This window comes from Streptomyces sp. SID13031, from assembly GCF_010548305.1.
Taxonomy (GTDB): domain Bacteria; phylum Actinomycetota; class Actinomycetes; order Propionibacteriales; family Kribbellaceae; genus Kribbella.
The window spans coordinates 184,475-196,356 of the sequence record NZ_JAAGLV010000005.1 but is presented as its reverse complement, the minus strand read 5'-3'; the positions used below and the strand labels follow the sequence as shown (position 1 = coordinate 196,356).

At 66.8% G+C, this 11,882-nt stretch carries 11 protein-coding genes and 1 pseudogene; 6 read left to right on the top strand and 6 right to left on the bottom strand.

What is annotated here, in order from left to right; all coding sequences use genetic code 11:
- Positions 1 to 38: 38 nt before the first annotated feature.
- Entirely contained in the window at positions 39 to 488 is a 450-nt protein-coding gene (locus tag G3I17_RS12860) for a GNAT family N-acetyltransferase (protein WP_164596215.1), read from the top strand.
- 8 nt (positions 489 to 496) lie between these two features.
- Here the strand turns inward: G3I17_RS12860 and G3I17_RS12855 are convergent, their stop codons facing one another.
- Entirely contained in the window at positions 497 to 1,447 is a 951-nt protein-coding gene (locus tag G3I17_RS12855) for a WYL domain-containing protein (protein WP_164596214.1), read from the bottom strand.
- 113 nt (positions 1,448 to 1,560) lie between these two features.
- On the opposite strand from G3I17_RS12855, the gene G3I17_RS12850 reads away from it, so the two are divergent.
- From G3I17_RS12850 to G3I17_RS12840, 3 genes and pseudogenes are all read left to right on the top strand, one after another.
- The gene (locus G3I17_RS12850; protein WP_164596213.1) at positions 1,561 to 2,136 is read left to right on the top strand and encodes a cysteine hydrolase family protein; all 576 of its coding nucleotides are present in this window, start codon (positions 1,561 to 1,563) and stop codon (positions 2,134 to 2,136) included.
- Between the two features lie 98 nt (positions 2,137 to 2,234).
- Positions 2,235 to 3,065, top strand: coding sequence for an aminoglycoside phosphotransferase family protein (locus G3I17_RS12845; RefSeq protein ID WP_164596212.1), 831 nt, complete (start codon positions 2,235 to 2,237; stop codon positions 3,063 to 3,065).
- 139 nt (positions 3,066 to 3,204) lie between these two features.
- A pseudogene (locus G3I17_RS12840) lies at positions 3,205 to 3,919 on the top strand (VOC family protein).
- Positions 3,920 to 3,943: 24 nt separating this feature from the next.
- Here G3I17_RS12840 and G3I17_RS12835 read toward each other — a convergent pair.
- The 5 genes from G3I17_RS12835 to G3I17_RS12815 all read right to left on the bottom strand — a co-directional run bounded on the left by G3I17_RS12835 (position 3,944) and on the right by G3I17_RS12815 (position 10,163).
- Positions 3,944 to 4,459 carry a putative immunity protein gene (locus G3I17_RS12835; protein ID WP_164596211.1) on the bottom strand — a complete coding sequence of 172 codons (516 nt, stop codon included), beginning with the start codon at positions 4,457 to 4,459 and terminating at the stop codon, positions 3,944 to 3,946.
- A 10-nt stretch (positions 4,460 to 4,469) separates the two neighbouring features.
- Positions 4,470 to 5,702 carry a DUF6596 domain-containing protein gene (locus tag G3I17_RS12830; RefSeq protein WP_164596210.1) on the bottom strand — a complete coding sequence of 411 codons (1,233 nt, stop codon included), beginning with the start codon at positions 5,700 to 5,702 and terminating at the stop codon, positions 4,470 to 4,472.
- Complete coding sequence (locus G3I17_RS12825) at positions 5,699 to 6,025, bottom strand: YciI family protein (RefSeq protein ID WP_164596209.1); 327 nt, start codon at positions 6,023 to 6,025, stop codon at positions 5,699 to 5,701. Before G3I17_RS12825 ends, G3I17_RS12830 begins: the two co-directional genes overlap by 4 nt.
- A 339-nt stretch (positions 6,026 to 6,364) precedes the next feature.
- On the bottom strand, positions 6,365 to 7,054 hold the full coding sequence (locus G3I17_RS12820; RefSeq protein ID WP_203590107.1) for a hypothetical protein: 690 nt from the start codon (positions 7,052 to 7,054) through the stop codon (positions 6,365 to 6,367).
- Between the two features lie 253 nt (positions 7,055 to 7,307).
- Positions 7,308 to 10,163 carry a S8 family serine peptidase gene (locus tag G3I17_RS12815; protein WP_203590106.1) on the bottom strand — a complete coding sequence of 952 codons (2,856 nt, stop codon included), beginning with the start codon at positions 10,161 to 10,163 and terminating at the stop codon, positions 7,308 to 7,310.
- 159 nt (positions 10,164 to 10,322) lie between these two features.
- On the opposite strand from G3I17_RS12815, the gene G3I17_RS12810 reads away from it, so the two are divergent.
- Together G3I17_RS12810 and G3I17_RS12805 are read left to right on the top strand one after the other, a co-directional pair.
- Positions 10,323 to 11,078: a class I SAM-dependent methyltransferase gene (locus G3I17_RS12810; protein WP_203590105.1), complete on the top strand. Its 756-nt coding sequence runs from the start codon at positions 10,323 to 10,325 to the stop codon at positions 11,076 to 11,078.
- Between the two features lie 16 nt (positions 11,079 to 11,094).
- Positions 11,095 to 11,802: a VOC family protein gene (locus G3I17_RS12805; RefSeq protein ID WP_164596207.1), complete on the top strand. Its 708-nt coding sequence runs from the start codon at positions 11,095 to 11,097 to the stop codon at positions 11,800 to 11,802.
- Positions 11,803 to 11,882 lie beyond the last annotated feature (80 nt).

The window sequence follows — 11,882 nt, the reverse complement described above, 5'->3', positions numbered from 1 at the left end:
CCGGTCCCCATCCGTCACCGAACCTCGAAGGATGCTTGATGAGCGACTCCCTGAAACTGACCGTCGGCCCGCTAGAACCGGCCGACCGTGAGCGCTGGCAGCAGCTCTTCGCCGGCTACAACGAATTCTACGGACGGACCATGCCGGCCGAATTCTTCGACCATTCCTGGGCGGAATTCCAGGCCGGTACCCGCATTCACGCGCTGGCCGCCAGAATCGACGGCGAGGTGGCCGGCATCGTGCATTTCCTCACCCACGCGAGCACCACCTCGGCCGATTCCTGTTATCTACAAGACCTTTTCACCACCCCGGCGGCCCGCGGCCGTGGCGTCGGCCGGGCTCTGATCGCAGCTGTCACCGAGTGGGCCGCCGACAGGAACTGCGGACGCGTCTACTGGTCGACGCACGAGTCCAACGCGACCGCCCGCCGCCTCTACGACCAGGTCGCCGAGAACCGCGGTTTCATCCTCTACTCGATCCCGCTGTAGAGACTCGGCTAGGCCGTCCCGCTGTAGCGAGACGTGAGCTCCGTCCCGAGCCGCGCGAGCTCGGCCTGTACAGACGGTGGGTCCAGTACTTCGATCGTGGCACCCCAGCCGGCCAGGTTCTGGGCGATCATCAGGGGAGTGGGCGCGGTAAGGCGGAGCTTGATCCGGCCGTCGTCCACCGGGCCGACCACCTCGAGGTGCCGGCCATGGCGATCCTGCATCACCCAGACGAAACGCTCCTCGATCAGCAACGTCGCCGCCAGCAACGACCGCTGCTGCTCCATTTCCTCCACCACCCGGTTCCACGCCGTGGAGAGGTCGAAATCGGCCGGCCGAACAGCCGGTACGCCGGTGAGCTCAGCATCCTTGATCCGCTCGACCCGGAAGGTGCGCTGGCCCTTGTCGGTGCCGGCGATCAAGTACCAGATGTCGTCCTTGTCGATCAGGCCGAGCGGGTCGACGAGGCGCTCGGTCTCGCCGCGACCGCGGCCGGAATACCGGAGTCTGACCTTCACCCGCCGAACGACGGCGTCCTGGAGGCGGCGGACCATCTCGGGGCGTTCCTTGACGTGTTCGCCCCAGCGCGCCGGGTCGATCACCACCGCCTCAGCCGCCGCCTCGGCATCCGCGCGGAAGGTGTCCGGCAACGCCCGCACCAACTTCCTGAGCGCGGCCTTCGCCTCAGGCGCGACGGAGGCGGCCGGCCCGACGAGCAGGAACAGCGCCTGCGCCTCGGTCGCGTTGAGACCGCTCAGATCCGTCCGCGCCCCACCGAGCAGGGACCATCCACCGTTGCGCCCAGGCTGTGGATAGACCGGGATCCCTGCCGTCGACAAAGCCTCCAGATCCCGCCGGGCCGTCGCCACGGAGATCTCCAGCTCCTGAGCCAGCTCGGCCGCGGTCACCCGCCCCCGAGCCTGCATCAGCAGCAAGGTCGCCACCAGCCGGTCAGCACGCATGAACCGATCCTCCCAAACAAACTGCTCACCAGCTGACAACTTTGACTGAAAACTGTCGACGGGCCCTCCTAGCATTGGGGCCGACAGCAGCCGAGCGGGTGAAGGAGACAGCGATGACGACGCTGAACGACCGGCCGGGGTCCGCCCTGGTCGTGATCGACGTGCAGAACGACGTGATGGCGGGCTCGTACAACCGCGACGCCGTCGTCGCGAACATCGCCACCCTGGTCGACAAGGCCCGCGCCGACGATGTCCCGGTGATCTGGATCCAGCACTCCAACGAGGGAATGCCGATCGGCACCGACGGCTGGCAGTACGTCCCCGAGCTGAAGCAGGGGGAGTCCGAGCCCGTCGTGCACAAGCGCTACCCCGACTCCTTCGAGGAGACCGACCTGGAGTCCGTCCTCGCCGCCCAGCAGATCGGCCGACTCGTCATCGCCGGCGCCCAAACCGACGAGTGCATCCGCTCGACCCTGCATGGCGCCATCGTCCGCGGCTACGACACCCTCCTGGTCAGCGACGCCCACACCACCGAAGACCAATCCGAATGGGGCGCACCGACCCCCGACAAGGTCATCGCCCACACGAACCTCTACTGGACATACCACCGGGCCCCCAACCGCCAAGCAGGCACAACCACCACCGCAGAAGCAGACCTCCGTGGAACCCCATCTACAGAACCTGCCTGACACCACCCCACCTCGTCTCCGACGGGTTCGGCGTCGGCGGGTTGGTTCAAGCTCGGGGTGCTTCGGGCGGGGGTTCAGGTGATGGGCAGACTTGCGGCATGAGCATGGAGCAGCGGCAACGGGAGCTTCTGGCGGGGTGGTTGCCTCGGGGTGAGGTGGTGAGAGATCTCAGCTGGGGGCTGGTCGGGACGACCGTGCTCGAACTGATGCAGGACGGCATCCGGTACGTCGTGAAGGCGGGGGACACCGCCGACAGCCACATCGCTCGGGAGGTGCAGGCACATCAGTCCTGGCTGAAACCGTGGACAGCGCAGGGCAGAGCGCCCGAGCTCGTCCACGGCGACGAGGATGCCAAGCTGCTCGTCACTCGCTACCTGCCGGGGGAGTTGGTCCAGGGCACCGACCATGAGTACGCCCCCGAGACCTACCGCCAAGCCGGCCAACTGCTCGCGCAACTCCACGGCCAGCTCGCGATCGAGGGCGACTTCGAGGCAGCGGAAAACAAGAAGGCGCTCGCCTGGCTCGACAAACCCCACCGAATCGCGCCGGGCGTCGCGGACCAGCTCCGCGCAACCATCAGGTCCTGGCCGACGCCCACCACCTTGCTGGTCCCGACTCACGGCGACTGGCAACCCCGCAACTGGCTCATCCACGAAGGAACAGTCAGCGTGATCGACTTCGGCCGCGCCGGCCTACGCCCGGCGTACGCGGACTTCGGCCGACTCAGCGCCCAGCAGTTCCGCACAGCCCCAGCCCTCGAAGCTGCCTTCCTCGACGGCTACGGCACCGACCCCCGCGACCCCGAAACCTGGCAACGTCAACGCATCCGCGAATCAATCGGTACCACCGCCTGGGCCCACCAGGTAGGCAGCGAGCCCTTCGAACAACAAGGCCTCCGCATGCTCACCGAAGCCCTGACCCCACGCTGAGCCCGAGCCCACGCTGAGTCAGCCACGCGAGAGAATCGCCCCCCCAGCCACCAGATGCTGCGGCTCTTGGATCGGCGGGAACTTCGCGTTCTGATCAAATGAATTGCCTCATCCGGCGTCGGGCACCTAGCGTCAATGGATGACCTCTCACCTCGTCGCACTGTGCTTTGCCGCGAAGGACCCGGCCGGTCTCGCGCGTTTCTGGGGCGGTGTCCTGGGCCGGCAGACGGCCGAAGACGGCGTCACGATTCTGCCGACGGACGCCAACGGTTTCGCGATCCGGTTCCTTGCGACCGAGGCAGCCAAGACCGAGCCGAACCAGATGCACTTCGATCTGACGAGCAGCTCGCTGGAGGACCAGCAGAAGACGGTCGCGAGGGCGCTCGAGCTCGGCGGCCGGCACCACGACGTCGGCCAGCAGCCCGACGAGGACCACGTCGTCCTCGCCGACCCCGAAGGCAACGAGTTCTGCGTGATCGAGCCGGGTAACAACTTCCTCGCCGGCACCGGCGCGATCGGAGCCTTGTCGTCCGACGGTTCGCAGGCGGTCGGCTATTTCTGGAGCGAAGCGCTCGGCTGGCCCGCTGGTCTGGGACGAGGACGAGGAAACCGCGATCCAGTCACCGCAAGGCGGCTCGAAGATCAGCTGGGGCGGCCCGCCGGTAAGACTGAAGACCGGCACGAACCGGCTGCGCTTCGAGATCGCGCCACCCGCGGACAGCGATCAGCAGACAGAGATCGATCGCCTCGTCGCACTCGGCGCCAAGCACGACGACGTCGCAGCGGGGGAGGACGGCTCGGTGCCGATGCTCGACCCCGACGGCAACGAGTTCTCCGTACGGTCCTCCAGCTAGCCACTGGCCGGTGCCTCGGCGTACTCAGCAGTCGAACACCGACCAGCAGATATCGTTCCGCAACCGCTGATCGTCAAGGACGAGCTCGCGAATCGCCAATGGCAGCTGATCACGCTGCCATTGGCACTCGACTCGCCCAGCGGCCACGCCATCGCTTCCCGCTGCCGCGGCCCGTACGGACTTGATCGCATACGCGGCGGCGCCGAGGTCGTGCGCAGCGACATGCGCAACCACCCCAGCCTGGCCGGCGGCGTACGCGGCGAACCTAGCTGCCCCACGCAGGTCTCGGGCCGCGCCCATCGCATGGCCGCCCGCCGCCCGCGCCTCCATCATCTTGACCTCGCCACGCACCCAGGCACGGGCGTGCTCGATCGCCTGACGCGGCCGCGAGTCCTCCGGCTGAACCGACTCGAAGAGGTGAAGGACGTGCTCTGCGCACGATGCCGCCCAGAGCGCGAGGAGATGGTGATCCGAGTCGGCGAGGCTCCCACCGCGGCGGATCGTCACGAGACGGGGGTCTTGAATCTTCGGCAGGATCACGGTCGAAGTCCTAGCCGAGCTGGTCGCGGCGGCGGATGAGAAAGGCGGTCTCGGCGGTGTTGCCCGCCAGCTCGATAGCTTCCCCGTACGCCGCGCGCGACTCCTGACTGCGACCCACCCGGCGCAACAGGTCGGCGCGGGTCGCGTGGTAGGCGTGATAGCCGGCCAGCTTCTCCTCAAGGCGGTCCACAGCGGCCAGCGCAACCTCCGGGCCGTCCAGCTCAGCGACCGCAATGGCCCGGTTGAGGACGACGATCGCCGACGAGTCCAAGCGGACGAGCTGGTCGTAGAGCGCGACGACCTGCGACCAGTCGGTGTCACGGACATCGCGAGCAGAGGTATGCACAGCGTTGATCGCCGCGAGGATCTGGTAGCGCCCCGGAGCAACCCCGGTGGCCAGGCGCTCGCGCACCAACTGATGCCCCTCGGCGATCAGCACCGAATCCCAGGACCCACGGTCCTGATCTCCGAGGGTGACCAGCTCGCCTGTTGCGGAAACCCGGGCGGTACGGCGGGCCTCGGTGAGGAGCATCAACGCCAGCAGCCCGGCCACCTCACCGTCCTCCGGCAGCAAAGCGCGGATCAGGCGAGTGAGCCGGATCGCCTCGGCGGTCAGGTCGTGACGTACAGGATCTGTATCGGGGCCGGTGGCCAGATAGCCCTCGTTGAAGACGAGAAACAGAACGGCGAGTACGCCCGAGACGCGTCCTGGGAGATCCTCCGCAGACGGCACCCGATAGGGGATCCGGGCTGCCTTGATCTTGGCCTTCGCGCGGGTGATCCGCTGGCCCATCGCGGACTCCTGCACCAGAAAGGCACGGGCGATCTCGGGCACGGTCAGCCCGCCGACCATCCGCAGCGTCAGCGCCGTCCGGGTCTCCATCGCGAGCGCAGGGTGACAGCAGGTGAAGATCAGCCGGAGCCGCTCGTCGTCGATGGCACCGAGAGGCTCGGGTGGGTCGTCGCCGGACAACATCTGAGCCTCCTTGTACTTGTCGTCGCGCTTGTTCTCGCGCCGGATCCGGTCGATCGCCTTGCGGTTGGCGGTGGTGGTCAGCCAGGCGCCGGGGTTGGGGGGCGCACCCTCGGCCGGCCACCGCTCAACCGCGATCGCGAACGCCTCGGCCGCCGCCTCCTCGGCGATGTCCAGGTCACCGAACCGCCTGGTCAGGCCGGCGATCACCCGCGCCCACTCTTCCTGGTGCACCCGGGTGATCGCGTCCCTGACCTCGGCCTCGCTCACAGGAACGGCCGCACCTCGATCTTCCGGTTACAGGCCTTCGACCCGTCGGCGGCGAGCTTGAGCGCGGCGTCCAGGTCAGCGGCCTCGAAGACCCAGAAGCCGGCCAGGAACTCCTTCGTCTCCACGAACGGCCCGTCGGTGAACACCGGCTCGCCATCGCGGTTGTCGATGACCGTGGATGCGCTGGGCGCCGCCAGGCCACCGGCGAAAACCCAGTTGCCATCGGCTTGGAGCCGCTCGTTGAACACGTCGATAGCCGCCGACTCCTCCGGCGTACCGAAGTGGTTGGCATGCTCGGCGATCACGGAAACCAGGTACTGCATCAGATCAACTCCTGTGACTCGGAGCGCCCCCGGTGGGCGACTTCACCCCTGCTACGAACGGCCTCGCCCCTATCCGACACCAACACCCGGATTCCGCCAAGGACATTCCCGGTACCACCGTCGGTCGCACCGTGTAACGTGCTCGCCTCAGGCTGGGGACTGGGGGAGCTACCCGACCTTCTGGGGTCCCGCCACGATCGGCATCCTCTTGGTCATCGGCATGATCGGGATCGCCGTGGGGGGCGGCGTGTCGGCGATGCTGATCAATCTGTACCGCGGGGGAGAGAAGCAACCCGTCCTGCTGGCACCCCTCGCGCTCTGCGCGCGTGTCAGGCAGTCCTAGGCTGCGGCGAGGGCCTGGACGATGAGTTCGTTGCGGGCGTTCTGCCCGAAGGGGACCGTGGTGTGGACACCTTCGCGTAGGCACTGGGTCAGTAGAGAGGGTTTGGCAGCCAAGTACTCGGCCCAGCGGACGATACGCAAGTTCGGGTACTTCTTCTGGGCGTCGGACAGCTGAGAGTTGACCCAGCCGCTGTTGCGCTGGTCCGCGAGCTGAATTGACGCAGACTTGCCCGTCCGGGCGATCTGAACGTTGACCCAGACCACCGTGCGGTTCGGGCCGACGATCCGCATGGTGCGATCCACTTGGGCGGCGAAGACCGGCGGGTTGAAAATGTCGTTGGTTCCGGTGGCCATCAGGATCCGTCGTGGCATGCCGTACTTGAGCGCCCAGTTCTCGAGCGCGTCGACCGCAGGAGCCGTGGGCCGGCTCGACCAGTTGTGCACCGCCAGTGTGGAACCCGTGCGCTCCTTCAGCCGGGTCGCCAACGGCTTGCCATCCTGGACCGCGATGCTGTCACCGAACATATACACACCGTCATTGTCGCGGACGTACGCGATCGTGGCTGTGCTCGCGACCGCCCGGCTGAGGATCGTCCAGTCGCCCAGCTGGCCGGATCCGTAAAGATCGGCGGCGGAGGAGCTCTCGGCGGCCGCGACCGTCGCGACCGCCGCGACCGCCCCAGCCATCAAGATTTGCCGTCGATTCGGTTTCAGATTCCTCACGGTTATCCCCACAGGGACGAACTGTGAGGCACGGCGACCGCTTTGCGCAAGTCCGGTTCGAATGCTTCATCGTCTTGCAGCGTTGGGGATTCGGCTGTCACTGAGCGGCCGGGCAGGGTACAGACCGAGCTCTCCGCTGAGTCAAGATCAGATACCGAACAGATACCTGGATTGCAGCTTGTTGCAACGGGCAACGTGCGTCCGCCGCGGCTATGGATCAGCTGACCGTCAGGATCTTGTTCACGGTGAAGGCCTGCGCGTGATCCGCATCGGACGGGAACCAGACGCGGTAGGCGATCGTGCCGCGCACGCTGGGCTTGATTCCGAGCGCGTACGCCCCCGAGCTGCTCAGCTTCACGGAGGCGATCGACTTCCAGACCTTGTTCGAGTACTGCTGCAGATATACCAGTTGGCCGTAGTGCGCCGGCGCGACGTAGCCGCTGAACTTCGTCACCTGACCCAGCCGGATCGTTGCCGGTGTCAAAGTCGCCGAGATCGTCGGCGCCACCTGCACGGTGAGATCAGCACTCCGTGTTCCCATCAGGTCACCGTTGCCGGGGAACGTCATCATGAACACCGACGACACGGCCGGCTTGTATGCGTAACTGACTGCGCCGGTCGAGGTCGTTTTCAAAGCCGCCAGCAGCTTGAATGTCGACGAGTTCTTCGGCCGGACGTACAGGTTGACCGGCAACCCGGCGTACGCCTTGTTGTCGATCCGCAGCGTGCTCCCGCGCAGCGTGACAGTCCCGCCGTAGTTGATCAGCGTCGAGGTACTGCCGATGGCGGTCCTCATCCCGAGCAACTGCGTGACAGTCGTCGCGCTGACCTTGCCGCTTCGGTCCTTGACCCAGGCGCCGTAGGTATAGGTGGCCCCTTGCGCAAGGCCGGTGTTCTTGACCGCGGATGCAGTACCCGCGTACACCACCGTGCCAGTGGTCAATGTCGGCACCCGACTGCCGGCGTTGCGCCGGACGATCACCTGCTCGAAGTCGGACACAGCCGGGATCTTCCAGCTCAGGTTCGCGGCGAGGTAGGCGCCAGTGGCGTCGAACGTCAGCGCCGGGGGAGCCAGATCGAGCGTCGAGAACACACTGCTGAACGGAGCAAGCGCCGTGCCACCGGCCTCTTGGACGCCACTCACTACGATCCTGTACGGCGTGTTGTCCAGCAGCGGCATGGTCGGGGTGATGACGGCCTGCTTGGTCGAGGGGTCGTACGCGAGGGTGCCGCCCACTGTCGTACCGGTCTTGCCATGCACCAACCGAACCGTGCTGGCGGTAACGCTGGCTGCAACGACCTCCCGTGCAAATGTCACTGATGGGAGGCTGCCAAGCGGCTGGCCGCTCCCCAGGTCGGGCGGCAGCACGTCCCGCACGGGATAGCTGGTGGCTGGGTCGGAACCACCCGTGCCGTCCTCCTCGATGGTCAGGGTGTACGGCCGGGTGTCTCGTGAGCCGTTGTCGTTGCGGACGGCGATATAGGTGCTGCCCGCGACCACGCTGACGTCGGTCGCGGCCGTCAATGGTCCCCACTTCGGGCCACCGGTCGCCGGGTCCAGTTCCGTTGGGAACGGCGTGACCGCGTAAGCCAGTGACTTCAGATCGGCGTTGTAGATGTCGATCCGAGGACCGAAGTTCGCCGAGTAGTCGTCGCCGTTGAACTCCGGTCCGGTCAGCGACACCCTGAGGTTCCGGGCGCCGGCCGACGAGACTTCGTACCAGTCGATCTCGCCTTCCGTGCTGATCGTCGTACTGATCGAATGCGACAGCGGGATGGCTCGCTCAGGCTGGTCGTTGAGGTCGATCGGAGTGGTGGGGAAGTCCGCGGCCCACCGTCCCCCGAGGGCCGCATACGCGTCCAGAATTCCGGCTCCGTAGTACGGGTCGGTGCCCCGCGGACCCGCATCACGAGCAAGGGTCTTGAGCCGGGTCTGGATCTGCGCGGGGGTGAACGTCGGCCACCTGTTCTTCACCAATGCAACAACACCGGCGACGATCGACGCCGAACACGACGTACCGCTGCAGTACCAGTACGGAACGCCCTGGCTCATACTACGAACCCCAGTGCTGAGGACATCCCACCCCGGGGCGGCGATGTCGACCCACTCGCCGTACGAGCTGAAGTCGGTCAGAACTCCACCGGCGCTCGTCGCTCCAACGGCGATCACTTCGGGATAGGCGGCGGGGTACTGCAGCACCGCACTGCCGTCGTTCCCGGCAGCCGCCACCACGACGACACCTTTGGCGACGGCACGCTTGATCGCGTCGTGCAGGACCACGTTGTCGCCCGGGTTGCCGAACGGCATGTTGATGACCTTGGCGCCGTGAGCGACCGCCCAGTCGAGGCCCTCGACGATGTCGAGATCGTTGGCCAGACCGTTGGCGCCGGCGACCTTGACGGGCATGGCCTTGGCGTTCCAGCCGACACCGGCCACGCCGATGCTGTTGTTGGCGGTGGCGGCGATGATGCCCAGTGTCATCGTGCCGTGGCCGTTGTCGTCGATCGGGTTCGGCCGTGTGCTCGAGACCGCGTTGTAGCCGGTGACCAGTCGACCGACCAGGTCCGGGTGACCGGCGTCCACGCCCGTGTCGAGGACCGCGACGAGCTGGCTCCCGGTCGACTTCGAAACGTCCCACGCCTGCGGAACCCGGACAGTGTTCAGGGACGCCGCCTGACCAGCACCATTGACCACCGGATAAAGCTGATCGTTCGGCACTGCCGAGACCCTGCGTCGGTAGCTCAGCGAGGCCAACTCGATCGCCGGGTCAGCCTTGACCTTCTTGAGCAGCTCGGTGGCTGACATCTCGCCCTTGAGCTTGACCACGCGCGACGTCGCCGCATCCTCCGTGACGGCGCCGACCTTCGACGCCGCTGCCTTGCGAGCCGAAGCCGTTGCGTCGCTCTTGAACTTCACCATCACCGCGTTCGGTTCGTACTCCGGCTTCGCGGCGTTGTGACGCGCCGTAAAAGCCGGACGGTGAGGACCTGGCTCGGCCGCCGAACCGGACGAGCCTGTCAGAGCGACCAGCGAGCCCGCGACCAGGGCTGCCGGCAGGCCAACGCGCAGCAAGTGAGCAGGACGGACGGACAAGGCAGTCCCCAAGATCTCGGAGTGACGGTCGCCGGGAGTATGTCAGAGATCTGCTCCGGATCCCTCGCCGCACAGGTGTCCATAGCTGCAACCCGCAAACCAAAAGGGGGGAGCTGGCACCTCGGTGCTCTACGGTCGATGTCTAACTCTGACGACGGGATCGCAATGAAAGCTGATCACTACGACACGTTCGCCGAGAGCTATGCGCGGGAGAACGAGTCCAGCCTGTTCAACGCCTACTACGAGCGACCCGCGATGATCGATCTCGCCGGAGACGTGGCCGGCCGGAGCATCCTGGACGCCGGCTGCGGTGCGGCGCCGCTCTCGGCCGCGCTGCGCGACCGGGGCGCACAGCTCACCGCCTTCGACTCGAGCCCCGAGATGGTGGCGCTGGCGCAGGAGCGGCTCGGGACGGACGCCAGGGTGCTGTTGGCCGACCTCGCCGCGCCGTTGCCGTTCAGCACGGGGGAGTTCGACGACGTGGTGGCCTCCCTGGTGCTGCACTACCTCGAGGACTGGTCGGGCCCCCTGGCCGAGCTGCACCGGGTACTGAAGCCAGGTGGCCGGCTGATCCTCTCGGTGAACCATCCGGTGATCCGCCCGGTGGTCTACCCGAAGGCCGACTACTTCGCGACCTCGCCGTACACGGAGGAGTACACCTTCGACGGCCACGCCGCATCGCTGACCTTCTGGCACCGGCCGTTGCAGGCGATGACAGCAGCGTTCACCCGGGCGGGCTTCGCGATCTCGGTCATCAGCGAGCCGCCGTTCTCACCCGAGACGCCGCCCGACCTGCTGCCGCCCGACCTGGGGGACCACAAGTCGTTCCTCTGCTTCCTCTTCTTCGTGCTCGAGGCCAATACTGGACAACCTGCGGATCAATTCCCGGCGTAAAGTAGGTTCCCCGTCCATGGACATGATGAAGGGCGAGCAGATCGTCGCGGCAAACCTGACCGACTGGCGCAAGCTTGCCCAGGGACTGCATGCCCGCTACGTGATTGATGACTTCGGCACCGGCGCACGGTTCGTCGCCGCGGTGGGCAGCGCGGGTGACACGCTCGGCCACCACCCGCGCGTGTCGATCGGCAACGGGTACGTCGACCTCAAGCTGGTCACCGACGATGCCGTCTACCGCGACGACGAGGGCACCGAATACATCGTCGAATGGGTGACTCAGCAGGACGTCGACCTCGCGCGACGGATCACGGAGATCGCCGCCGATCACCAGCTCGACGCCGACCCGGCCTCGGTCAGCGACCTCGAGCTCGGTCTCGACACGGCCCGCTCCGCGACCATCGCCCCAGTGTGGGCCGCCCTGCTGACCGGGAGCGCCGAGGCCCAGGGCCGCGGGACCCCCGGCGACGAAATCCGGGACGCCACGGGACGCGTACCGAACCTGTGGTTCGGCGACGCCGACGAACACGAGACCCCGCGTCAGCGGTTCCACATCGAGGTCTATGTGGCGCCCGAGGTGGCCGGGCAACGGATCGCCGCAGCCGTCGCCGCAGGCGGGACCGTCGTCGATGACAGCAATGCGCCCTCGCTCACCGTGATCGCCGACCAGGACGGCAACGAGGGAATCGTCTGCGTCGACGTATCCGCTGCCAAGAAGGATTGATGGGCCCGAGCGCGGCCAGGGCGCGGAGGCCAACCGAGCTCTGAAGAAGGCCTACGTCGAGCAGGGCAAGGCGCACGCCG

Coding starts and splice junctions, on each gene's coding strand:
- G3I17_RS12860 (WP_164596215.1), top strand. CDS start 39: ATGAGCGACTCCCTGAAACTGACCGTCGGCCCGCTAGAACCGGCCGAC.
- G3I17_RS12855 (WP_164596214.1), bottom strand. CDS start 1,447: ATGCGTGCTGACCGGCTGGTGGCGACCTTGCTGCTGATGCAGGCTCGG.
- G3I17_RS12850 (WP_164596213.1), top strand. CDS start 1,561: ATGACGACGCTGAACGACCGGCCGGGGTCCGCCCTGGTCGTGATCGAC.
- G3I17_RS12845 (WP_164596212.1), top strand. CDS start 2,235: ATGAGCATGGAGCAGCGGCAACGGGAGCTTCTGGCGGGGTGGTTGCCT.
- G3I17_RS12825 (WP_164596209.1), bottom strand. CDS start 6,025: ATGCAGTACCTGGTTTCCGTGATCGCCGAGCATGCCAACCACTTCGGT.
- G3I17_RS12820 (WP_203590107.1), bottom strand. CDS start 7,054: ATGGCTGGGGCGGTCGCGGCGGTCGCGACGGTCGCGGCCGCCGAGAGC.
- G3I17_RS12810 (WP_203590105.1), top strand. CDS start 10,323: ATGTCTAACTCTGACGACGGGATCGCAATGAAAGCTGATCACTACGAC.
- G3I17_RS12805 (WP_164596207.1), top strand. CDS start 11,095: ATGGACATGATGAAGGGCGAGCAGATCGTCGCGGCAAACCTGACCGAC.